Annotated in this window: 14 protein-coding genes and 1 pseudogene; 7 read left to right on the plus strand and 8 right to left on the minus strand. The window is 40.6% G+C overall.

Going from position 1 to position 24504, the window contains the following annotated elements:
- Positions 1 to 608 precede the first annotated feature (608 nt).
- From F6K06_RS15100 to F6K06_RS15115, 4 genes are all read right to left on the minus strand, one after another.
- On the minus strand, positions 609 to 2771 hold the full coding sequence (locus F6K06_RS15100) for a bifunctional metallophosphatase/5'-nucleotidase (protein WP_124145408.1): 2163 nt from the start codon (positions 2769 to 2771) through the stop codon (positions 609 to 611).
- Positions 2772 to 3251: 480 nt separating this feature from the next.
- On the minus strand, positions 3252 to 4394 hold the full coding sequence (locus tag F6K06_RS15105) for a formylglycine-generating enzyme family protein (protein WP_287241914.1): 1143 nt from the start codon (positions 4392 to 4394) through the stop codon (positions 3252 to 3254).
- 352 nt (positions 4395 to 4746) lie between these two features.
- Positions 4747 to 7311, minus strand: coding sequence for an arylsulfatase (locus F6K06_RS15110; RefSeq protein WP_287241916.1), 2565 nt, complete (start codon positions 7309 to 7311; stop codon positions 4747 to 4749).
- Between the two features lie 520 nt (positions 7312 to 7831).
- Positions 7832 to 10483, minus strand: a complete 2652-nt coding sequence (locus tag F6K06_RS15115; protein ID WP_287241918.1) for an arylsulfatase — start codon at positions 10481 to 10483, stop codon at positions 7832 to 7834.
- A gap of 248 nt (positions 10484 to 10731) precedes the next feature.
- Here F6K06_RS15115 and F6K06_RS15120 point away from each other — a divergent pair, with 248 nt between their 5' ends.
- Positions 10732 to 11736 (plus strand): helix-turn-helix domain-containing protein, encoded by a 1005-nt coding sequence (locus F6K06_RS15120; RefSeq protein WP_240038785.1) that lies wholly within the window; start codon positions 10732 to 10734, stop codon positions 11734 to 11736.
- A 163-nt stretch (positions 11737 to 11899) separates the two neighbouring features.
- Here F6K06_RS15120 and F6K06_RS15125 read toward each other — a convergent pair whose 3' ends face one another.
- Positions 11900 to 12766 carry a sulfotransferase domain-containing protein gene (locus tag F6K06_RS15125; RefSeq protein WP_124143403.1) on the minus strand — a complete coding sequence of 289 codons (867 nt, stop codon included), beginning with the start codon at positions 12764 to 12766 and terminating at the stop codon, positions 11900 to 11902.
- A 670-nt stretch (positions 12767 to 13436) separates the two neighbouring features.
- On the opposite strand from F6K06_RS15125, the gene F6K06_RS15130 reads away from it, so the two are divergent.
- The 4 genes from F6K06_RS15130 to F6K06_RS15145 all read left to right on the plus strand — a co-directional run bounded on the left by F6K06_RS15130 (position 13437) and on the right by F6K06_RS15145 (position 19590).
- The gene (locus F6K06_RS15130) at positions 13437 to 17981 is read left to right on the plus strand and encodes a caspase family protein (RefSeq protein WP_287241920.1); all 4545 of its coding nucleotides are present in this window, start codon (positions 13437 to 13439) and stop codon (positions 17979 to 17981) included.
- 125 nt (positions 17982 to 18106) lie between these two features.
- The gene (locus F6K06_RS15135; protein ID WP_287323258.1) at positions 18107 to 18229 is read left to right on the plus strand and encodes a hypothetical protein; all 123 of its coding nucleotides are present in this window, start codon (positions 18107 to 18109) and stop codon (positions 18227 to 18229) included.
- Positions 18230 to 18550: 321 nt separating this feature from the next.
- Positions 18551 to 19153, plus strand: coding sequence for a hypothetical protein (locus F6K06_RS15140; protein ID WP_205127653.1), 603 nt, complete (start codon positions 18551 to 18553; stop codon positions 19151 to 19153).
- A 14-nt stretch (positions 19154 to 19167) separates the two neighbouring features.
- On the plus strand, positions 19168 to 19590 hold the full coding sequence (locus F6K06_RS15145; protein ID WP_124154820.1) for a DUF488 domain-containing protein: 423 nt from the start codon (positions 19168 to 19170) through the stop codon (positions 19588 to 19590).
- A gap of 270 nt (positions 19591 to 19860) precedes the next feature.
- On the opposite strand, the gene F6K06_RS15150 is transcribed toward F6K06_RS15145, so the two are convergent.
- The 3 genes and pseudogenes from F6K06_RS15150 to F6K06_RS34550 form a co-directional block, all read right to left on the minus strand.
- Positions 19861 to 20040 (minus strand): hypothetical protein, encoded by a 180-nt coding sequence (locus F6K06_RS15150; RefSeq protein ID WP_124143406.1) that lies wholly within the window; start codon positions 20038 to 20040, stop codon positions 19861 to 19863.
- 22 nt (positions 20041 to 20062) lie between these two features.
- Positions 20063 to 20890 (minus strand): spondin domain-containing protein, encoded by an 828-nt coding sequence (locus tag F6K06_RS15155; protein ID WP_287241924.1) that lies wholly within the window; start codon positions 20888 to 20890, stop codon positions 20063 to 20065.
- 723 nt (positions 20891 to 21613) lie between these two features.
- Positions 21614 to 22777 (minus strand): annotated as a pseudogene (locus F6K06_RS34550) (transposase).
- A 432-nt stretch (positions 22778 to 23209) separates the two neighbouring features.
- Between F6K06_RS34550 and F6K06_RS15165 the strand changes: the two are divergent.
- Complete coding sequence (locus F6K06_RS15165; RefSeq protein WP_161564994.1) at positions 23210 to 23863, plus strand: sulfotransferase domain-containing protein; 654 nt, start codon at positions 23210 to 23212, stop codon at positions 23861 to 23863.
- Between the two features lie 22 nt (positions 23864 to 23885).
- Positions 23886 to 24494 carry a sulfotransferase family 2 domain-containing protein gene (locus tag F6K06_RS15170; RefSeq protein WP_287241926.1) on the plus strand — a complete coding sequence of 203 codons (609 nt, stop codon included), beginning with the start codon at positions 23886 to 23888 and terminating at the stop codon, positions 24492 to 24494.
- Positions 24495 to 24504 lie beyond the last annotated feature (10 nt).

Raw genomic sequence — 24504 nt, forward strand, 5'->3', positions numbered from 1 at the left:
AATTTATGTGTGAGAATTGATTTTATTTGGGATTTTTGGAGATGCCCATTAGTTGCTTGCACTTATTGCCTTTACTCAAAATACTATCACGTCTTTTGTTCTTGTCAACAATTTATTTTTTATTAAAAATCAGAGATTTTAGTTGACAAATAATCACCAATAGCTTATATATGAAACAACTATTCTGAAGGAGATGTAGGAATTTAAGAGGACGGCGATCGCCTTAAAACTAAATGATTCAGAATTGTGCTTGATCGCTCTCCTTAACAAGATTAATTAATCAGTTACACTTGATAACAAGGTAGAATTAGCTTGGACTTCAGCTACTACTTCTAAAGTAGTGCAGTAGATCTTTGAGGCAAGTGTATCCGATTCTCACTTGCAGTATGCTAAATAACTGGTATGTTCTTTAGGCACAAGTTCCTTAGTTAGCTATTGATTAAACGTTGCCAGGGTCATTACCGAAACAATATGCAAAAAGTCTATATAGCAGTCGAAGCAAAGATTAGGACATATTAAAAGGTTAAAACTCAGATAACGCAAGATTTTTCCTTCTTGCTTCTTGCTTCTTCCTTCCTTCTTCTGCTATATCTTTTTCACGCCTATGTCTATTGAGAAATCACTGTATCTTCCCGAAACGCTAGGTTCTGAATCCGCTCGTCAGAGGCAGGGGGGGCGTCCGCTTGGCTAAAGGCGCTGTCTGCCGTAGGAAAAACTTGATGGAAGTATTCCGCCAGTGAGTCCTGCTCAGTGCCGAAAGGAGAGAAGTCAGCAACGCCATCGAAAGGTTCTGCTATTGCTTCATCTCTCACCCCGTTTTTGTTGAGGTCTTCTTCCGGTTCAAAATCTCCATCGCCATCGCTATCTGGCTCGCCCAAGAGATCGACACGGTCGAACAAAACTGGATCGGCATTCAAAAAACTGGGGAAAGGATAGCTGTCGCCACCGTCAGCGAGATAGCCAAGAGTAATCGCCCGGAAGGTGCGACTGGGGTCGCCAACCAGTTCGCCATTTTCAGCAACAACATCAGATTCGCCATCACCAGAGACTACTAAAGAGATAACGCGATCGCCAGCATGACGTTCTGGATCGAAGCTAAATTTCAGACCACCGACTTGAGGAAACTGACCGGGGGTTGCACCGGGAGCTGTCTCTGCAACCCCATGTTCGAGTGTCTGTAAGAGTTGTTCTGCCGTGAGAGTAATCAGGGTGAGTCCGTCGTTGAAGCGGAGAGAATTATTGATGTCGAGTTCCGAAACCTCTCCCTCTGCTTTGCCTGCCTCCGGATTTGCTTCTGGGGGCAACAGTTCAAAGTCATTGGGGTCGGTGCTGCCACTCGCTGCATTGATGATGCCGATGTTGGAACGGATGCTACCCCCATGCTTCAAAGCTATACGCGTCTTGGGATTTACCGTTTTGGCGTATGCCAGATCGGCATCGGAAGTCAGATTGCCTAGATTGGTTTCTTGAGTGCGGACATAGGAGCGATCGCCTCGTAGGAAAACCGTCGTGTTGCCAAAAATGTTGCCATCCTGGGTAGCAATGACTCCATTGAGGGCATCAACGATTTCCACTATTTCCGGAACTGGCGTGCCACCAGTGGCGGAAACCCCCTCTTCGTCAGTGGCATAAGCTCCACTGATGCTAGGATCGATGCTACTGGGTATGAGGATACCTTCGGCATCGAAGTCTACCACCAGGCGACCCACATAAGTATAGTTTGCTTTCGTGTTGACTACAGCGATTGGGTTTCCGTCCGCATCAGTTTTGAGAATAGGATAAGGACCAGCGCTGGTATCTCCAGTGCGGAGGCGGTCTGTTTCATCAGAGAGCAACGTATGAGAACCGCCCGCAACGAGGATATCCACATCTCGGAGGCGGGGTGCAAGTTCGTCGCGCTCGATATTCAACTGTTGCATATGGGACAAAAGAATTACTTTGTTGATGCCCGTTGCTGTCAGCTCGTCTACAGCAGCCTGAATATCAGCAGCCAGGGCGTCGTAGTCCGTATCATTTTCAGGGAGTACAGTTACGTTGCCGGAGGAAGAGATTACAGGTAACAATGGTGTAGTTGCACCGACGATGCCGAACTTTTCACCACCAACAGTAGCGATCGCCGTTCCAGCTAATTCTCCTGCTGCCAGCGTGCTAATTTCTTGTCCGTTTTCCGTCACCCGGTCTGCCAAGTCGGGGTCTGTACCAAAATTTAAGTTCGCGCTCAGATAAGGAAACAACGCCCCACGGTATTCGCCGGAAGGTTGAATGATATCGCTCACTTCCTTGGTGCCCAAATCGAAATCGTGATTGCCAAAAGTGGAGGCTTGAACGCCCAATTGGTTGAGGATTTCGATATCAGCGTGACCAATACCAGCTTTACCTACAGGGGTGTCACTCATGGTCGGGTCGCCGCTTGCAAACAGGAACGGACTGGGGATGTAGTTATCTCCAGAGGAAAGGAAAAGCGTATTGGGGTAGTCCTCTTTGAGAGCATTGAGGACGGCTGAAAAACGAGGGGCGTCTTGCAGAGCTTCCAGGCCAGCTTCAAAATCGGAAGCATGGAGAAGTTGCAGGGTGAAGGTTGTAGCCTCAGACTCAGCAGCAGTGCTGGTGGGAGCTAGTTCGGATTTGCTAAACCAGTCAAGCCCTTTGAAGAAGTCGAATAGGTTCCATGCTGTCGCCGGGGGGACAGCAACACTAAAAAAGAAAGTAGTGGTTATTGCGATCGCCACTACCTTCTTCCACAGATGCTGCCAAATACGATTGAAAATCATTAAGAAAAACCTCTAAATAACAACATTAACTCTGGACGAAATGTCCATAGGTTTAGTTTTTTTGCGATGGCCTCTGGTTAGGAAGCGTTCAGCTCCGCTGGTGCCGGAGGCAATCGCCCTATTGCAGGACCTAAACTCAGTCAATGGGTCAGGAAACTACCAAACCATCTGAAAGATTCAAATCGAAAATCTATGTTGGAGCAATCCTAATGCAGATTGATTACATTAATGTATCGTGAATTGTTTGGCTAAAATTTTCCTAAAGAATAATTTTAGTTTTGTACTTTTGCCAAAAATCCGGTTGAACAGTCGTCATTGCGACGATAGGAAGCAATCTCAAGGATGCGCGGAGATTGCTTCCTTCCACTCCGTTCCACTCGCAATGACTTGGGTATATTAATTATCCGGATTTGATATAACGCACCCTATTAGCTGGACTATCCGAGTTTAATTATTCATTATTAATTATTCATTATTTAGTTAGCCCAAATTTTTCACAAGCCGAAAACCAATGTGAGTGGTTCCTGTATCGGGTGACTGAGACTCTCGTGCCGCCGGACGGTATCGACTGCAATAGTTGGGCGCACAGAGGTGTGAACCACCTTTAATCACGTGTACGGCACCCTCGGCAGGTTTTTTGGGGTCAAAACTTTCGGCTTGTCTGGGGCCCTCTGGATTAACGCTATGAGCCATGTTCTTGCGTTCAACCCGATACCAATCGGCAGTCCATTCCCAAACGTTACCTGTCATGTCATATAAACCGTAACCATTCGCCGTGAAGGAACCAACGGGAGCAGTTCCCAAATAGCCATCCGCTTTGGTATTTAGAAAGGGAAAAAATCCTTGCCAGGTGTTGGCTTTTTTAGCAGAATATTCTTGACCCCAGCTATAAGTAGATTCTTTTAAACCACCTCTGGCAGCATATTCCCATTGAGCTTCCGTGGGAAGTTGTTTTCCTGCCCACTTGGCGTAAGCTAAGGCATCTTCGTAGGCAATATGAACAACGGGATGGTTTGCTTTCCCGCTAATATTACTATCGGGCCCGTAGGGATGTTGCCAGTTTGCTCCCACAACCCAATGCCACCAACTCAGATAAGCGACTTGTTGAATGCCTTCTGCGGGAGGTTCAAAAACAATAGAACCAGGCGATCGCTCCTCATCTGGTAAATCAGGAAATTGTGATTTTGATAGAGGACGTTCGGCGACGGTAACGTAACCTGTATCTTCAACAAACTTGGTAAATTCGGCGTTAGTAATTTCGTGGGAGTCAATGCAAAATGAACTGACAGTCACATTTTCTACAGGTAGTTCTTCGATAAATTCTGGTTTATCTGAACCCATTTTGAACTCTCCTCCGGGAATGAATTCCATATTTTGGGGACAAGTAGAAGAGGGTACGGCAAATGCACTCGGACTAAAAATAGTAACGGCAAGAATAAAAACACTGAGAACAATTAAGAGTTTTTGAATATAATTTTGAGAATTATTCATAATTTGAGTCGTAGAATCTTTTTTCTGATGTGGAGAATAGCTTTTATATAGAGAACAGTCGTCATTGCGACGATAGGAAGCAATCTCAGGGGTGTGCGGATATTGCTTTCTTCCACAGAGTGTAAGTCGCAATGACTTGAGTATAGTAATTATGGAGATTTGATATGAACAAAGAAACTTCATTTATTTAATATGAGAGGGAAAAACTCCCGACTGACTACAGCCAGGAAGTTCAGTCGAACTTAGGTTAGTAAGTTAATCTGACCGGTAAAAGTTTAATATTGCTATAAATTGACATATTTTTGTTAGTCCTAGTTTGTAAGGTTTATTCTTCCGAGTAATTAGGGTGAGCAATGCTCACCCAATTGGGTCACTCAACCCGCCCCATCGAAACTAAATTCATTAGCTACTTAGGCATTCGATCCGGCTGTTGGATAACCTACGTTTTTCCTACCTCATGGGTAAGTCCTGTGAATAGCGATCGCTACTTAGTTGAATAATGTTTCTCAAGCTGCTGAATGATTATGTCCCAGAAGTCTTCATTACTCATATCTTCCGAAGCTTGGTAGGGTTCAATTGAATCTCCAAGCTCAACTTTCACAGTGTTAATCGTCCCGTCGAACTCAAAGGGAGCGCGTTCGGCATAGTCTAGGGAAACTGGTGCCCCCAGATCCGTGCCCACATCAAAGGTTTCACTGGCACTGAAGGCTCCGATGACGACTTGTTCGATAGTGGTTCGGCCGACTTCATCACCATCCACTCGTATAACCACTTCACCTGTAACCACTTCACCTGCTTCCTCTAAACTCTCAATGGTTGTTTCTACTTCAATGGTGTGATGACCATCAGAGAGCGGTGCATCTGATGCAGCCTTATAACGATCTAGGAGCAGCATATTGTACTCGTACTTGAGAATTCCGTCGTCCATAAACAAGCTCACACCGCCACCGGAACCTCCCAAGGCATAGAGAACGCCGGAAGTATTTTTTTTCAGATCGACATCGATCGTAACCAGGTTGCTTTGACGACCTAGACCCGGTGCAGTGAATTCAGGCATACGAGTTGTGCCTTCATCAAAGACCCAGCTAGTGTAGGGACTCGCGATCCGGTCTTCGGTATGAATGTTGATCCACAGGCTGCCCCCAATGGGGAATGCCAAGTTATTTTCTGCCTCTTCCAAGAACCGTTTTTTCATTTCCTTCAATTTCTCTGGGTACTGAGCTGCCAGATCGTGCATTTGAGTGAAGTCCTCGGTAATGTGATACAGTTCCCAATCGTCCTGAGTGGAATCCCACTCTTTTAATTTGGCTGCTGATTCAGCTGTATTCCAGGGTTCCTGAGGACCGAAGGTGCAGGCATACCAGCCATCCTCATAGATGCCTCGGCTGCCGAAGTTCTCAAAATACTGAACCTTCTTTTGACCCGGTGCGTTGGCATCGTCGAAGGTGTACTTCATGCTAATCCCATCGAGGGGAGTTTGCTTGAAGCCGTAAACCTCTTCAGGGGGGGTAATGCCCAGGATATCGTAGATAGTTGGAGCGATATCGTTAACATGGTGGAACTGAGACCGGATGGTTTTATTCCTGGTGATGCCATCGGGCTTGTTGAACTCCTTAGGCCAGGAGATTACCATGGGGTTGCGGGTGCCACCGAAGTGGGAAGCAACTAGCTTGGTATAACGGAAGGGGGCATCCCCTGCCCAGGCCCAACCCGCGTGGTACATATTTTCGGTTTGTTTGGTTCCCAGGGCATCAAGTCCGCCTAGTTCCTCAAGAGCATCAAGTTGCTCCTCGACCGTCTTGGTAATTAGGTTCTGGGCAAGAAATTCGCTGATAGTGCCCTCCTGACCTTCGGCACTGGCTCCGTTGTCACCAACAATATAAAAGACGATGGTATTGTCGCGAATGCCCAGATCGTCGAGTTCCGAGATCACCTTACCAGCTTGGGTATCCACATGTTCGAGAAAGCCTGCATAGACCTCCATCAACCGCCGTTGGAAGTCACGTTCCGACTCGGGAATCTCATCCCATGCTGCTATGGTTTCAGGTCGAGGAGTTAGCTCGGCATCTTTTGGAATCCAGTGCAGGACGTCCCGCTGGTTTTCAAAGACTCGCTTTTGGTACTCGTCCCAGCCGTCATCGAATTTACCCTTATACTTATCTGCCCATTTCTTGAAGACGTGGTGAGGACCGTGGGCTGCCCCTGGTGCCCAGTACATCAAGAAGGGTTTGTCGGGAGAATAGGAACGGTGGTGACGCATCCAGGCGATCGCTTTATCCGCCATGTCCTCACTCAGGTGGTAACACTCGTCCTGGAACTGCTCTATCAGGTTGTCACACTCGTCGTGGGGCGGCTCTATGGGGTTGAGGTTCTCATAGAGGCGCGGCTCATACTGAGATGTTTCACCGGCAATGAAGCCGTAGAAATAGTCGAAACCATGCCCAGTAGGCCAGCGATCGAATGGACCCATTGCTGTGGTATCATTGGTTGGGGTATTGTGCCATTTGCCAAAGGCAGAGGTTTTGTAGCCGTATTCGCTCAAAACTTCCGCGATCGTGGCGGAGGTCTTGGGAATAACCCCCAGGTAACCATCCCAGTCCACCGCATATTCTGCGATCGTACCTGATTGGACCCGGTGGTGATTGCGCCCTGTTAAGAGAGCGGCGCGGGTGGGCGAGCAGATGGAGGTAGTGTGAAAGGTGTTATAGGCAATCCCTTCATCCCACAGACGGCTTAGAGTCGGCGTGTGGATCTCGCCACCAAAGGTGTCAGCCTGCCCGAAGCCCACATCATCCAGCAGGATAATCAGGATGTTGGGCGAATCTTCGATGGGTATACGGTTCGGTTCCTCGCGCCGCTCCATGGTGGACTCGTCCAAAGTCGGTCCGGCGACGCTGGCTGATGGCACTGGCGGGAATGGCAGGCAAGCTCCCTCAACCGTACAATCAACAGTTTCTTCTGCCAAGACAGGGGGAGTAATACTTCCCAATAGGAGGGAGATAGCGATCACAAATATCGTGATCGCTCTCAACATTCGTTGCAAAAACATTGATTAAATCTCATAAACAACAGTAATGAAAGGGAAAGTTTTGGGTTTCGTTACCAAATCATTTCCCGTAGGTGACGATAAATTGGTTCGCTGTTAAAGCTTTAGCTCTGACAAAGCCACTATATTTCCCTGAAGTGTCAATGTCAATATCAAATCCTAATTTTTTTTGCATTGAAATTCTAGCAATAGAAAATCATTGTCACCTTAAAAGAGCCTAGAAATTGTCAGTTAGTCGCAAGGATAAAGAGATGATCGCCCTGCGGTATTGGCAAATCGCGATCGCCTCTTTTTATAGCACTACGCAAATAGGTTAGGACATTTTTAAATCCTAAAACCTTTTTACAGTCTCCTGTTCCCTGTTCCCTGTTACCTTTTCAAGTAGCGCTATAGTTCGGGCTATGATATGAATCAGGGTAGGCAATGCCCACCCTGTTAAAAGTTATGGACTCAGGTATTTACTCCTATTCCGACTTTAAATCAACCCTCGAATTGTGCCTGCAATCTTGATATTTTGCATGGCTTAATCGTAGAACGGAATGCGATTAAGACGGAACTCCTCATATTCCTCTCTGCATGGCTCTAAGACATTTGGGTCTGCAACATCCTTAATTAATTCGATCGTCACCGAGTTCAACGTTCCGGTGAAGTCAAAAGGCATTTGATCTTTATAGCTTTCTCGGATAGGCGTACCCGTATCAAAGCCCACATCAAGGGTCTCATCTAAGGTGAAGCGGTTGGGAATGCTCTTACAAACCAAATTGTTTCCCTTAATCTTCAGAGGTTCACCGTTAGCGTAGAGGTTCACTTCGGCACCTAGTAATTTACCTATTACTTCTTTGACATCGTTATTGACATCCTCCTTTTTAATCTTTTCATCAATCTTTTGATTAATCTTTTCCTGTGATACGGTTTTATAAACAGCCTCCAAAGTAATCGGTGTATCGGTGGGCAAATCGGCAGGCAAAGGCGCTGAAATGTTGTAGCGTTCGATTCCCGCCCAGTTGTAGTGATACACCAGTTTACCATTTTGGACAAACAAACCGTATCCACTAAAACGGCCTCCCAAAGTCAACAGCATTCCTTCGCCATCTTCAGGCAAAATTACATTGGCCGTAATTTTATGGCTCTTCCTTTTGAGATCGGGGGCTGAACCTTCGGGAACGCGAAAATGATCGGGGTAGGTAAAGACGTCACGTCCTTTGGTCAAACTGGGACGATTGGCCACATCAACCCGGTCACCTTTGCGATCGTCCAACGGCAAAACGTTATACTTGCTGGCCTCCGCATAAAACAACTTGATCATCTCTTCGAGTTTCTTCGGCTTTTGGTCAGCCAAATCCACCGCTTGAGAAAAGTCCTTTTCAATGTTGTAGAGTTCCCAGGGCATGTCCAACAGATCCATCTCGGGGTTTTCTGAAAGCCAGGGGTCTCCGCGCTTGGCACTGGCCATCCAGCCTTTGTCGTAGATCCCTTGGTTCGTGAGCATCTCAAAGTACTGGGTGGTATGCTTGCTGGGGGCATTGATCTTACTTGCATTATATTTTTTATTGTCATCAGTTGGATCTGCAGTTGGATCATCAGTTTGATCTGCAGTTGGATCATCAGTTTGATCAAGCCTATACTTTGCATCAAAGGTATAGGCTAAACTGGTTCCCTCGATCGGCTTTTGCATGACCCCATTGAATAGGGTGGGTTCTTCAATACCAATAGCCTCCAGAATGGTGGGAGCAATGTCGATGACATGACTGAACTGATAGCGCTTCTTATCCACATCGGTAATGCGATCGGGCCAGGAAATCACCATGCCATTGCGAGTTCCCCCAAAGTGAGACGCAATCTGCTTAGTCCATTGGAACGGGGTATCCATTGCCCAAGCCCAAGCCGCAGGGAAGTGGTTATAGTGCATCTCGCTGCCCAATTCGTCGATCGCGTCGAGCTTGTCCTGAAAGTCTTCTTCAAGACCATTGAAAAAGGTCAATTCATTGGTCACCCCTTGCAGGCCACCCTCTGCACTGGAACCGTTGTCTCCAGCAATGTAGATAATCAAGGTGTTATCTAACTCACCCAGGTCCTCAATGGCATCAATCACCCGACCAACCTCGTGGTCTGTCTCCTCGGTAAAACCAGCAAACACCTCCATCATGCGGGCATATAACCGCTGCTTGTTTGGCTTCAGAGAATCCCACTTCCGTAGAGACTTTGGACGAGGGGTTAATTGGGTATCATCGGGAATCACACCTAATTCTTTTTGCCGCTCAATGGTTTTCTTACGGTACTTATCCCAGCCCATATCGAATTTCCCTTTATAGTCTTTGATCCACTTTTTGGGAACTTGGTGGGGCGCATGAGTCGCACCGGGAGCAAAGTAAACAAAAAAGGGCTTATCTTCTGCCAGCGCTTTTGTGGTCTGGATATAGTTGATGGCGTGGTCGGCCAAATCCGTATTCAGGTAGTAGTCTGAACCATCGGCATTTTTTTCTGGCGGAATCAAGCGAGTAGTATTCTCCACGAGCGGGGGAGTGTATTGATCGACGTCGCCCCCGACAAAGCCATAGAAATAGTCAAACCCTAGCCCTTGGGCCCAACGATCAAAGGGTCCCACAGCGCTGGTTTCCCAATCTGGGACGTTGTGGTTTTTACCAATCCACGCAGTTGCGTAACCGTAGGCTTGCAATACATCCGCAAAGGTGGCTGTGTTCTGGGGAATCACACTTGAATATCCAGGGAAGCTCGTTGCAACTCCGGTAGTCACACCAGTCCCAACAGAGTGGTGGTTACGTCCGGTGAGGAGAGCTGCACGGGTGGGAGAACAGAGGCCTGTGGTATGGAATTGAGTGTACGTTAAACCATTTTCAGCCAGTCGATCCAGTGTTGGAGTCTTAATCTTGCCACCAAAGGTTCCCATCTGGCCATAGCCCACGTCATCTAGCAGCACCAACAGGATATTGGGCGCATTTTCAATGCCAAAGGTTGAAGGCTCTTTCAATTGGAGTTCGACCTCTTCAGAGTCTTCATAAGTTAGACCGATTTTGCCAGTGAAAGCTGGATCGGGGTGGGGAAGAATCTGTTGGGCCATTGCGGGTGGGGCAATGGTGGTCAAAAGGAGGCAGGTGGCGATCGCGATCGCCACTACTCCTTTGAAAATCCGGTTCAAAAAACCGTTAAAAAACATGGGTAAAACCTCATAAAAATTCAAGCTACATTCCAAATCACGATCAAAGTAGTCTTAATGGCCATTTGTATGATCGGGTAGCGGAAATACTTTAAACCCAAGCTTAGTGGTAAACTCTCTGTTGGAAGACTCAAAAATTCCAACTTTCTCAGCCATATAAATTTAAAAATAAGTTTTTAAAATTTATTGTTTTTACTTATAAATAGTTGATTATTTTTTTATTAAATGCTATATACATGACTTTGTTTATGAATGAAAACAAAAGTAAAACTTCCCAACCTAAAGATGCTCCTGGGACAGACAATCTTCGGATTGTCTACAGATCCTTTACCCATCTAGATGGCTTCAAAGAGTTTATTGATTATCAAAAGATGGAAATGATTCAACTTAGTCCCGGCCCTCTTCAAGGTGAATTTTTATCTATTCAGATTGGCAACTTATATTTCGCATATAATCAGGTCAACCAAGGACTTCAAACGTCTGGTGGGGGAACACCTGAATACATGTCTTTTGTAATGATTTGGTCTGAGAAAGAAAAGGAATATTACTCCTTAAACACCCCTATTGAGCCTCAAAGAACTCTTTTTGGTTTTAACAACACCGAATCCTACGAAGTATTTCATCAAGGTATAGCCATGACACATGTTTTCATTCCTGTGCAAACTTTTAATGCTTATGCCGACCAACTACAACGCCACGATCTAGACGATAATTTCCGGAGAAAAAATCATGTGAACTTGTTGCCAACTGGGACGAAAGAAATTAAAAATTACCTGAAACAACTAGCTTGGTTAGCAATCAAAAATCCTACCTTCCTTCAACAACCTCATATTGAAAAACTCGTTGCTGATGATTTTATTCCTTTGCTAATTAGTAGCATTCCTATTAAGTTAAATTCCAAGTCTTTCCTCAAACCTTCCCGAAGAGAAAAGCTGATTGCCGAAGCGGAAAAAGAAATGCTAGCACACTTGAAAAAACCTTTGACCTTAAAACAACTAGCTCAAAATTTGGGGTCTAGCAGTTCTGCCTTATCCTATGCTTTTCAGGACTTATTTGGCTTGAGTCCCATGCGCTATCTCAAGGTACGACGACTTCATGCAGTGCGACAACTCCTGAAGGTAAGCGAACCCGAAAGTTGTAGCATCATCATCCTCGCCAGTAAATTTGGATTCTGTAATTCCGGTCATTTTGCTAAAGATTACAAAACCATGTTTGGGGAGTTGCCTTCAGAGACGTTGAGCAAGAAAACATAGAGAGTATTTTTAGTTGAGTTAGCCCAAATTTTTGACGAGGCGAAAACCAGCTTTAATCCCACATTCCGCACTTCAATTTGTAGCTCAAGAAGAAAAATGAATCATCATCAGAATTTGAGCCAACAAATTAAACAAATTAATTCTATAGAACGTAACTCCAGCTCTACTCAAATTCAAATTCCAGACCATATTGTACCATTCTTGATTGATATAGAGCATCAAGAATCATATTCTCTTCTGAAGAAAAGTGGTTTTTCCAATCTCCGACTATTCCTTTACGCATATGTTTGGGAATACCTTCTCGCTGGGGAACCCAATCAAGATTAGCTTTCGGATTCATCGCCATTGCCGAAAATTTACTTGCAGCAACCACAGCATCCAGTAAATCTGAAGTTAAGGGGATATCTATAAAGCTAGCAACATCAATAACTACTTGAGCTAAATCCTTTTTCATATCTTCGTACTTGACAAACATCACATTATCTGAATTTTGGCTAGCTTTCCACCACTCCCAAACATGATCGAATATCAAGCCATAGGCAACTTTGCCTTCAACATATAGCTGAAAAAATTCGCTCCAACTACCCTCGTATCCCATTTTGCTGCAAGCATGATAATAATAGGAGACAGCATTGTCCTTTGGATTGCGAGCAACATAAATATATTTGGCTTTGGTTTTTCCAAACATTGGCATCAGAGACAAGGGTAAATGGCTATGAAAATAACGGCGATCGCCACTATTTACGATCAAATTATCCAAACCTCCATAACGAGTTGCAGCACCTTCTAACCAAGGAACTGCTTCACTCAATACTTTATCGCCCTGCTCTCCATTGCTAGCAAGCAAGTGAACAATTTGCTCCATCCATGTCGTACCAGATTTAGGATAGGCTACTACAAACGTATCCCGATCGCCGACTCTAAAATCCTTAAGCGCATCCATTTCCTTCTGGGTAATGAACGCAGGAAAGACAATTAGACCTGGAGGGTTCTTAGCGTCCTTAACCAGTGCTTGCTTATATTGTGCCATGTGTTAAATCCTACTACTTGTTACCAAATCCCAACAACTTTGGGTAGTTGATATAACTAATCTTACCCCAAACGGGTTGAGTTGGTTAACGCTGAGACGTTTTGATAATTTGATAATTTTATTTATTGGCGGGGCTTTGTTATATCATGTCCGGTTGAACAGTTATAAATAAACGACGAAGGAGTCAGGAGACAGGAGACAGGAGACAGGAGGGTAGAAAGAAGAAGAATAAGGAGAAAGAAGGAGAAAGTTTTTTTGATCACTAATTATCCGGACATGATATTACACAAAAGAGGATTAGACGGTATAAATAGCATCAAGAATAGTACAAATTAGTAGATACTCGTGAAGTCCAATCAGGAAAACCTCTGTAAGCAAGAGAAGTAAAAGTCACGAACAAAATCATTTCTTTTAACATTATCTTAAATCTTAAAACAAAGGAACTAGAGTCTCAATCGTGAATTTGATAATTTTGTACAACTTCACATAAAATTGTTATTATATCAAGTCTCGTTAATTAGAGATAATAAAAATGTGTTCTCTGATAAATTTCTTCCTATTCCCTATTCCCTATTCCCTGTTCCCTAAAATTTTTTTTTATTGTGGGTTTTTAAAGAGACATGATATTATAATAAACTGGCCAGTTATTAACTAAAATGGGCTACCGTGCATGAACCGAAAAGCATTAGTAGTAGGCATCAATCATTATCCTTTGCTGAAAGATAGCTCTGCTCAACCCCGAAATTTGATTAAACCAGCAGCAGATGCAGAGGCGATCGCTCAACTATTAGAAACTTATGGCAATTTTCAAGTGCAGCGCTTTCCAGGGGCTAATATAGAGGGTTCTTGGCAAGTAGATCCTCATCCTAAGATTAAAAATTGTGAAATAAATGCTTTGAAAGAAGCTATTTCTAAATTATTTAATCCTCTAGATAATATTCCTGAAACTGCTTTATTGTTTTTTGTGGGAAATAGTTTATTAGATCAACAAGGAGGGGTACAAGAAGGATTTTTAGCAACCAGTGATACAAACCCTCAAAAAGGAAAATGGGGAATTTCACTACATTGGTTAAGTCAACTATTACAAAAATCTCCTGTCAAACAACAAATAGTATGGTTAGACTGTTACCATCAGGAAAAACAAATTGACTTCTTACAAACAAATCTTAGTAATATAGAATCAACTTATAATGATAGGTGTTATATTTTTGTTTCTCAAGAAATAGAAGTTTATACAACACAAATAAATTCAGAACATAGCTTTCTCACAAATTGTTTATTAGAAGCATTAGAACCAGAAAATTATCCAAATGTTTGCGTAACAAATTATAATTTAATAGACTATATAAATAAAAAACTAAATCTTTCTAATCTACATCCAGTCTTTAATAATTCTGGGAATGAAATTATTTTGACAGGGGAAAAAGAAGCTACAGAAAATCCAGACCTGACAGCCGGAGTTTGCCCTTATAAAGGACTAGCTGCATTTGAGTTTAATGATAAAGATTCTAAATATTTTTATGGTCGGAAAACTTTGACAAATATACTTTTAGAAAAGGTTCGTTCTCGGAATTTTTTGGCGGTAGTAGGGGCCGGTGGAATTGGTAAATCAAGTGTAGTAAAAGCAGGGTTATTATATCAACTTAAACTGGGGCAAAGATTGTCTGGGAGTAACACTTGGCCTATATTAATTATTAGACCAGGAGAACATCCTTTAAAAAATTTAGCAGCAGCATTTGTAGATTATCAACTACAGACATTGTTAACGCCGACAACAGAAGAAACAACAGCTCCAGAGGAAGAATCATTACAACTTTACACTACTAAAAAATTATCATCAACTTCTCAGCAGCATCAACAAAAAAAGCGACCGCCAAAATCATCTATTCCTTATCCACCTCCACCACCAGCACAAGAAACAAAAGGAACCCGTAGGCGATCGCCAGAAAAAAGAAAGTCCGGTGTCACATCACCTCCTAAAATCAAAAATTCTCACAATGAAAACCTAGAGCAAGAGATCAAAAAGGCTGAAGTTGAACGTATAATTTATTCACCTATAGAAATCGAAGAGTTAATTAATCAGGGTGCTAGTGGGTTTAGACAAGTGTTGCAAAATACTCAAGCACCCAGAATAGTAATGGTAGTAGACCAGTTTGAGGAAGTTTTTACTCTGTGTTTAGATAAAATCGAAAGGCAGGAATTTTTTGACTGTTTGATGGGAGCAATAGACAAAAATTACCAAGATAACTCTCATGCTAGTACATTTCTGTTAATTATTAGTATGGGGGCAGAATTTTTAGGTAAATGCTTTGAGCAGGAATATTCTGGGTTAGCTAGGCAAATTCAATCTCATTTAGTGACGGTAACGCCGATGACTCGACAGGAGTTGCAACAAGCGATCGCCGCTCCAGTCAAACAAGTAGGTATAGAAATTCAGCCAGAATTAGTGGAGCAAATGATTGTAGATACAGAAAGTCACGGTAATTTACCATTATTACAATATACTCTAACGGAACTATGGCGACAGCGACGAATAGACCAATTTACTCTGAATCAATATATTAACTTAGGTGGTGTAAAAGGTTGTCTAGAAAAACAAGCTTATGCAACTTATCATTCCCTCAATGCTAGAGAGCGTCAGGTTGCCAAGCAGATATTTCTCAAACTCGTACAAATAAATGAAGATACGGTAGTAAGCTGCAAACGAGTATTAAAAACTGATTTAATTACCCCTCAACAATCATTAGCAGTTGTGAGTAAGATACTGAAAAAATTAGCAAAAGCCAGATTAATTATAACTACTAAATTTACCAACTATCAAAATACTAATCAAACAGTAACAGTAATAGAATTAGCCCATAATACTATTATTCATCATTGGTCTCAGTTAAGTTTTTGGGTAGAGTCAAACCGGGAGGCAATTAAACAAAAACCTGGTATGGAAGCTGATGCTCAACGGTGGCTGAAAAAAGATAAATCAGGCAAATACTTATTAAGTGGGCGCAAGTTAAGTTTAGCTGAAAGTTTATTAGAAAGTGATGCTGATAGTGCTTTTGTATCTGTATTAGCCAAAGAATTTCTCGAAAAAAGTATCAACCGCAAACGTTTTCAAAACAATTTTCGGCTCGGGAGTATAATAGGATTAATTTTAATTTTAGGTGGGTTAAGTGGATTTTCCTTGATTAATTGGCAAGTGGCAGAAAAGGATAGATTAAATTCCCAACTTAATGCTTTGAGTTTATCCGCAGAAAATCAGTTTACTGCTAACCAAGGCTTTGACGCTTTACTTACTGCTATCAAAGCTGGTACAAAGTTACACAATACCTCAGAAGTATCAGCAGATGTAAGAATGCGAGTTTTAATTGCTTTGCGCAAAACTGTTTATGGTGTGAGTACGCGCAGAACAATAGCAGAACATACACAACCAGTCAATAGCATCAGCTTAAGCAAGGATAGAAAAATAATTGCTTCTGCTAGTGATGATGGTACAATCAAACTCTGGAGTAACTCTGGGAAAGAATTAGCTACTTTAAAAGGACATCAGGGTGCGGTTTACAGTGTTGACTTTAGTCCTAATAGTAAAATGTTAGCTTCTGCTGGTGATGATGGTACTGTAAAACTCTGGAACCAGAATGGTAAAATATTAGTAACAATGAAAGGGCATCAAGGAGCAGTTAATAGCGTTAGTTTTAGTATAGATGGAAAGGCGATCGCTTCTGGTGGCATAGATGGAACAATTAAATTATGGAATCTTCAAGGTAAATTATTAAAGTCTATTCAAGCACATCAGGATAAAATTTACAGTGTCAGCTATGGTAAAGTATTAGCCTCTGCTAGTGAAGATAAAACGGTGAAGTTATGGAATTCTCAAGGCGAACAATTGGCTATTCTCAAAGGCTTTAAAGACAGAGTTTTGAGTGTGAGTGTGAGCCAAGATGGTAAAACTATTGCCACTGCTAGTTGGGATCATACTGTGAGAGTCTGGGGTATAGATGGTAAAAAAATGGGCACTCTCAAAGGTCATAAAAGTCCAGTAGTTAGCGTTAACTTTAGTGCTGATGGCAAAACTATTGCTTCTGGAAGTTCTGATGGAACAATTAAACTCTGGACTCATTATGGTCGAGAAATAGCAACTCTCAAAGGTCATAGTACCTGGGTTAGTAGTCTCAGTTTGAGTAATGATAGATTAACTCTTGCTTCTGCTAGTGCTGACAACACGATTAAACTTTGGAATCTTCAAGAACAAAAATTGCCTACTCTCAAAGGACACACCAGTTATATCACAGCTATTAGTTTTAGCCCAGATGCTCAGATGATCGCTACTGGGGGTTACGACCGGAGTGTAAAAATTTGGAGTCGAGATGGAGAGGAGTTAGCAAGTTTAAAAGGGCATAAACGCGGTATTTATAGCTTGATCTTTAGTCCCGATAGTCAAACAGTGGCTTCTGCAAGTGCTGATGGAATAGGAATAGTTTGGAATTTAGCAGGTTTAGGAAATGCGACTCTTTCCGGGCATAAAGATCGGGTTTATAGTATTAGCTATAGTTCGGATGGTAAAATGTTGGCAACTGCTAGCTTAGATCAAACAATTAAATTGTGGAATATTCGCGGTCAACAACTATTGACTATTCCAGGAGGTATTGATGAACTGAGAACTGTGACTTTTAGACCAGATGGAAAAGCCATCGCTGCTGCTGGTTTTGGGGGTGAGAGTCAGGTTGTTCTGAAAATATGGAGCATAGAAGGTGAGGAACTAGGAAAGATTGAAGGGTTGTGTAATGTTATCAAGAAAGTTAGTTTTAGTGCAAATGGAAAAATTCTTGCTGTAGCTTGTTCTGATAATACAGTTAAATTATTAACTCCTGAAGGTCAAGCGATCGCTACTCTCAGAGGACACCAGGGTCAAGTAAATAGTCTGAGTTTTACCCCTGATGGCAAAATTATCGCTAGTGGTAGTGATGACGGTACGGTAAAAATTTGGACTGTTGATGGTGAAGAGTTGGTGAGTCTAGCAGGTATTCGAGAAGGGGTAATGGATGTTAGCTTTAGTCCAGATGGTAAAATGCTCGGTGCGGTTGGTAAGGATCGGGTAGCAATATTGTGGAACTTTGATTTAGATAATTTATTGGCGCGGGGTTGTGATATTGTTCACGACTATTTGCAGAATAGTCCCGATGTTAAAGAAAGCGATCGGCTTCTTTGTGAAGGGATATAGTTATATCATGTCCGGTTGAACAATTATAAATAAACGACGAAGGAGTCAGGAGATAGGAGACAGGAGACAGGAGGGTAGAAAGAAGAAGAAGGAGAAAGTTTTTTTGATCACGCTCTTATCCGGACATGATATTATACCGTTTCACGGAAGTCGTAGGGGCGAATGGCATTCGCCCTCACAAAAGTAAGATTTTACAGGATAAAACGTACAGGAGGAAGGAGAATTTAGAAATATTTGCTAATAGCTGAAGATTAAACATTTTTTTATATCGAATTCAGCAGATTTGATCTGATTAGTAAATAGGATTTTTTTTCTTTATTTCTTTTTTAAAGCAGAGGGTTTCAACTTTAATTATTCGGTAATAAATTAAGATTGTATAATATGGAATTAAAAAAATACTAATTGCTACTAAAACATACCCTTCAATTAGTAAAAAATATCAATAAACTGTCTGTACAGCAGGAATATTGCTGAGTGAAGATGAACAGCCTCTTGAGTGGATTAGAATTTATCCTATTCGCTTTCGACAATTGGATTTTGATAAGCGCTATCCTAGATGGTCTATTATTATGGCTTTAATTGAAAAAAATGATCGAGATTATACGCCAGAAAGTTTTCGTATAAATGATTCTTCTATAGAGGTTTTGAGAAAAATTAAAACAAGTAATAATTGGGAGGAACGAAAAAAACTTTTACTGCCACTACAATTTAAGTCAATTAAAGAAATAAAAAATCAAGATAAATCATTAGGAATAATCAAGCAAAAAATTATTAAAAAATATTTTTGTCAGGAAACTGAACGTAATTGGAAACCAAAACAGCAAGCTGTATTAGATCAGTTAGATTTGTTTGAACCAACAGTAGAACTGGAGAAAATACCTTATAAGTTTGGATATGAGTTTATTGATGAAGATGGAGATAAACATCGCTATAGTATTAGTGACTGGGAAATTCAAGAGCTTTATCGAAAATGTCGAGATAAATCTTTGAGTTCGACTCAAATAGGAAAGGAAAAAGAAGCTGTAGAAAAAGTAAGACAAAAGCTAGAGGTTGAATTTATGAACAAGAAAGACCTATACTTTATAGTAGGTAATTTAAAAAACTACAAAAATTATTTTATGATTATAGGCGTAGTTTATCCTCCTATGATTACTCAATTAAGCTTGTTCTAAATAGAGAAAAAACAATGAATATTTCAGAGAAATTTTCAAATAAATATATACTGACATTTGGCTATGGAAATCGTAAAGATTACAGTGAATTTTTAGAATACCTACAAAATTTTGATGTTAAGTGTGTGATTGATGTGAGGAAAAGTCCTCGTGCTTGGAGTCGCAAGTGGTATGGAGACAAAATAGAAAATCTTTGCCACTCCAAAAATATTCAATATATATCCAAAGTTTCTTTAGGAAATACATCAGGTAAAGCAAACTGGGTTTCACCTACCCCTGAAAAAGTAGATGCAGATTTGTCTGAAATTGCAGAAATTGTTACTCAAGGAAATATTTTCTTACTATGTGCTGAACTAGATCCAGCTAGATGTCATCGAGTTGAAGTTGCGAATTGTTTGAATAAATTAATTTCAGCTCAAGTAAAGCATTTGAAATAATTAGATGTTATATCATGTCCGGTTTAATAGTTGAAATAATAGAGGAGTTAGAAGGGAAGAAGAGGAAATTTTTTGGTCACTAATAGACATCTCCAAAAAACAAAAATAAAATCAATTTTTATCTATAAATTATCAATTACTCCCCTCCTGGGAGGGGGAGGGGCGAGGGGTGGGTTCCCTGTTCCCTGTTCCCTGTTCCATCTGTTCTGGAGATGTCCAATTAAACGGATATGATATTACTTATTGGCGTTGGTGATTTGAGGTATGATATCATCTCAGGAGCAGAGCGCGATAGAACTCCGTTCCCTGCTCCGTGACCAAAAAACTTTCTCCTTCTACTGCTCTTTCTTCTTCTTTCTTCCCTCCTGACTCCTGTCTCCTGACTTCCCCTCCTGGGAGGGGGAGGGGCGAGGGGTGGGTTGACTCCTGAATAATTAAGATTAATATCATACACGCGCTTCACCAACGCCAACTATTTAAAAGATTTATGGAACAAATTTCCCAGTAATAAAAATCCACCAAAAGCAAATAATCCTAAAGTAGTTGTAGGTTCAGGTACTGATTCAATAGTTATCCGTGCGATCTGATAATCTGGAGCGGTAAAATCACCATTAGGTGCTGCTGCTAAAATATTACCACCTTCGAGAAAACCAGGGTGAAAGGTGACAACTCCATTTTCATCCACACCTGTGTTAGGAGTCGCTTGAGCAAGAGCTGCAGTATTGCCTGGTATTTCGTCATTGACCTCTGTACCTGCATCCCACACTCGATCGCCAGTAACAATAAAATCAGCACCCAAGAATTTGCCATCTTCATCAAAAATTCTTATCCCTAATGGGTTTTCGTTAGCAATAAAAGCATCGTTACTTGGTAAACCCATTGCTCCATAACTGAAATAGCGACTGCTAGCTAGACTACCATCTAGAGTAAATGTCATAGAAGCGCGATCGCCAGCAGTAAGCACCTGAAATGGGCCTGTTGGGCCTAATATTGTAGCTTGAGTCTCCCCTGCGCCACTATTAGCAAAAGCAGTGGTGATCGGTCCTGTATTCGCATCTTCTGCTAATGCTTCGAGATATGCGGGTGCTGGTTGGTTTAAGTCAAAAATGTCGAAGTTACCATCGTGAAAACCTACCCATAATGGAGAGAAAAAGAAACCATTAGTGGGAGCAACATTTTCTACCGTAACTTTTAATCTTGCTGCTGTTGCTGTAGATGCCATAGCAAAGGTAGATGTTACCGCTATTGCTGCAGCGATCGCTCCACGAATATTCAGCCAAGTCTTACTATTTATATTCATTATTTTTTCCCGATCAAATTATTTATCTCTCCGTTAAATTTCGGATGAGAGCTTAAATTAGATAATAAGAGCTAAATATTTTTTTGTCTTGCTAATTCTTGCGGTCTATATTACATTCTTGCTGAAAATTATCTTAATTCTCTAACCTTCTTAATTTCTTCAGGACTTACGCAAAGCTACTACATATAGTAAATTAAAACTATAGCACTATGGTATAGCAATTCTCATATTGGTGAGGTACGCGCATTAGTTTGTTTTAGGGAATAGGGAGTAGGGAGTAGGGAGTAGTAATTCGATCAACAGGGGATAGAAAAAAAAGAAAAACAACTGTATCTCACTAATTTGAGAAACACTATATATATAGTTTTTTTTACCATAAAAATGTGTAAGTCCTGTTCTTTTTATTATCATCTTTTATTAGAAATAATTTTCAGCTTAAATCAGACTGTTTTCTGAATAAAAAAAACTGACTGCTAATAGCTGAATGCTGACAAAAATTCTATAAAGGATTGCTGGTATTTGTGTTTTTATAGCAGCAGATAGGAGCGGTCTTATTGATATTTTATCCATTGTTTGAGAGTTAATTTCACTTGCTCGGAGAATCGAACCGCCCACCGATTATACAGATTCCTATTTAGGCGATTGCTGACGCAAAGCTCCGCTAACGCTTGAAAATTTATAGCTATCACCCAGCCTTGCTCATTCTAAACAATCCATACAAACTTAAACAACTATCATTTTAATTGTAGGATATTTGAGTTCAGATACGCTTATATTTGGATAATAATTGATGTTTTAGTTGATCAATAGTTTTTCCCATAACATTTGCCATTTTTTTCCAATGATTCCACACCAACATAGCACAAGCAATATGATTTTTTTGAATTTTTCCTCGACGACATTGGCAAAACTCCAGCCCTGTTAGCTGTTTAATTCTGGCGTAAAACTCCTCAATTTTCCATCTAGGTGCGAATCTCAAAATCAACGTCATCTGTACTCTTATGAGTCAGGTCGTTAGTAGCAATATATTCTGTTCTGTTGGCGGAAACAGTAAACCAAAATAATTAGATTTTTTTATCTCTAGGAAAGCCTTTAATTTTAATAATTTTTCCTGATACTAATTCCCCGTCATTTCATGTTAATTATTCTAGTTTTTGATATTTTTTTACACCCCCAGTATCGTCTACGCGCGGGATTACTTTTCAATGGAAAATAGTAAATTTCACCTAAGTTATCTATTAAAGCCATAAGTCTTTTGGTTGGATACCAGCTCTCCATTAATACTGTTTTTACTGCTATTTTATTCTGTTTTACCACATCAATTATCATTTATTATACTTGAAGAAGGAGACAGGAGACAGGAGACAGGAGACAGGAGGAAAATTACTTATGGATTCGCTCCCCCAAGTAATGCGTGAACACCCCCGTTGACGGTGGGGTATTAAACCCACAAAGAAAATGATAATCTATTTTACTCTTTTCATCACTCTCTGGAGCATAAATACGATAATCGCGAAATCCAGAATCGTTCTATTTGAGGATTAAAATATAAGCAGTTAACTATTCCTATTCCACGGACTACCCTATGTTCGTTACCGTTATACTGACCTCGGACAAGTTCTATTTTTTGGGAGTATTCTTTATTAAAAACTGTATCATTAATGCAGCAAATAACCATCTTCAGAAGTTACAATTTCCTCCCTGACATTTTGCCACAAATTTTCTGCTGCTAAATCAATATTTTTTAAGTAACGATTAATTTGATTGCTGACGCAAAGCTACGCTATCGTGGCTCACTGTTTCTAGATCGTCAGCAAGGTTTGTGAGAGTGTAATTTTTGTGACTACTTATTAAATACTGACAATATTTTATATAATTAAAGTTTATTCTCAAAGTGTTGACAAATAGTTGGTTTCATACTAATCTAGTATCACAACTAAAGTAATTTAAGTTCAATTTTTTAATTTTTTTATATTTTGTTTTTCAAGCTATAGCCAATATAGATAAACCTTTAAGGGTATGCACTATATATAGTGTCTTTGCGTAAGTCCTGACCAAGAAAAATTAGGATTCAACTATGACGAGTTTTACCGGACAGGGCCAAACACCTATCATAATTACAATATTAGTAGCTGTTTAAATTCTTCTTGGCTAGGACTTAATTACATAGAAAATTTAGCTGATTTTTGTCGTCAAAATATAGATCGGTTCTATGAAAATATAGCTATTCAGCAAGGTAAAGTATTGACCCCACTCTTGGATAATAGCTCTAACTTTTACTTTGTAGAAAAGTTTCTTCTAAAATTAAATAGAACACTATTGCTTGAACTTTATCCTCAAGCACGAGAAATTATTCTAGTTCGTGACTTTCGTGATATGGCCTGCTCGGTGGCAGCTTTCAATACCAAGAGAGGATATGTTGATTTTGGCCGTCAACGTTTTAAAAGCGATCGCGAATATATCCGAACTACAATTAAGTCTACTGCTGCAAATATGCTGCAATTATGGAGGGAAAGAAAAGAACAAACACATTTAGTACGCTACGAAGATTTAATTTTAACTCCCGAACAAACTTTGAGTTCTATCTTTGAGTATTTGAATTTGGATAATAGCAGTTCAACTATTTCTAAAATTTTAGAAGTAGCTTCTAAAGATACACCTCAGTTAAAAAGACATCGTACTTCTGCTAACCCTCAAGAATCTATTGGGCGTTGGCGACAAGACTTAGATTCTTCTCTACAAACTTTCTGTACTGAAGTTTGCCAAGAAGCTTTACAGGAATTTGGTTATAATCTTAGTGGTAAAGACAAAGCATCTCCTTTGCCAAAAACTATCAAGCCTCAAATTAAAACTGAATCGCCATTAACACCCACTAATTCTAATTTTTTTAAGGAAACAGAATCAACACGAAAGAGACTGGAACAAATCAAATCTCAGTTTCAAAACATTAGAAACAAACTGAAGAATTCCTAGATCATCAAGCAATAAATAGAGTATGAATACAGAAGGTTCACAATTAGAAATTATTTCAGTCCATGTGCCTAAAACAGCAGGAACAGCTTTTAAAAAAGTCTTAGAACAAGTTTATGGTTTTGAGTCAGTTATCGTTGACTATCCTGGAGCACACCGAAAAAAATTCAATAGTCAGTGGGAAGCTAGAAAAAGTCAAATCAAAGTAATTCACGGTCATTTTGGTGTAAATAAGTATGAAAAATATTTCCCAGAAGCAAAAAAAATTGCCTGGATTAGACACCCGATTCATAGATTAATTTCTCACTACTTTTTTTGGCTAAATCACCCACTAAATAAAATTGAAAATACTTCCCAGCGTTTGTTAGTAGAAAATCAAATTAGCCTATTGGAATTCGCCCAGCTACCAGATATTAAAAATATAACCTCAAGATTTTTGAATAGAAGAGAAGTTACTGATTTTTATTTTGTAGGTATACAAGAGTTATTTAAAGAAGATTTGAACGAACTAAAAGAACAACTAGGATGGGGTGATTTTGATATTGAGTATACTAATAAAAATACTTATTCAAATTATGAAAAAAAAATACAAAACATTTTATCAGAGCCAAAACTTATACATAAATTAGAATAAATTAATAGTG

This window comes from Okeania sp. SIO1H4, assembly GCF_010672695.1.
Lineage (GTDB): Bacteria > Cyanobacteriota > Cyanobacteriia > Cyanobacteriales > Microcoleaceae > Okeania > Okeania hirsuta.

Bases quoted from the DNA above. Each gene is read 5' to 3' on its own strand.
- F6K06_RS15100 (WP_124145408.1), bottom strand. From the start codon at position 2,771: ATGATTTTCAATCGTATTTGGCAGCATCTGTGGAAGAAGGTAGTGGCG.
- F6K06_RS15110 (WP_287241916.1), bottom strand. From the start codon at position 7,311: ATGTTTTTGCAACGAATGTTGAGAGCGATCACGATATTTGTGATCGCT.
- F6K06_RS15115 (WP_287241918.1), bottom strand. From the start codon at position 10,483: ATGTTTTTTAACGGTTTTTTGAACCGGATTTTCAAAGGAGTAGTGGCG.
- F6K06_RS15120 (WP_240038785.1), top strand. From the start codon at position 10,732: ATGAATGAAAACAAAAGTAAAACTTCCCAACCTAAAGATGCTCCTGGG.
- F6K06_RS15125 (WP_124143403.1), bottom strand. From the start codon at position 12,766: ATGGCACAATATAAGCAAGCACTGGTTAAGGACGCTAAGAACCCTCCA.
- F6K06_RS15130 (WP_287241920.1), top strand. From the start codon at position 13,437: ATGAACCGAAAAGCATTAGTAGTAGGCATCAATCATTATCCTTTGCTG.
- F6K06_RS15135 (WP_287323258.1), top strand. From the start codon at position 18,107: ATGATATTATACCGTTTCACGGAAGTCGTAGGGGCGAATGGCATTCGC.
- F6K06_RS15140 (WP_205127653.1), top strand. From the start codon at position 18,551: ATGGCTTTAATTGAAAAAAATGATCGAGATTATACGCCAGAAAGTTTT.
- F6K06_RS15145 (WP_124154820.1), top strand. From the start codon at position 19,168: ATGAATATTTCAGAGAAATTTTCAAATAAATATATACTGACATTTGGC.
- F6K06_RS15150 (WP_124143406.1), bottom strand. From the start codon at position 20,040: ATGATATTAATCTTAATTATTCAGGAGTCAACCCACCCCTCGCCCCTC.
- F6K06_RS15155 (WP_287241924.1), bottom strand. From the start codon at position 20,890: ATGAATATAAATAGTAAGACTTGGCTGAATATTCGTGGAGCGATCGCT.
- F6K06_RS15170 (WP_287241926.1), top strand. From the start codon at position 23,886: ATGAATACAGAAGGTTCACAATTAGAAATTATTTCAGTCCATGTGCCT.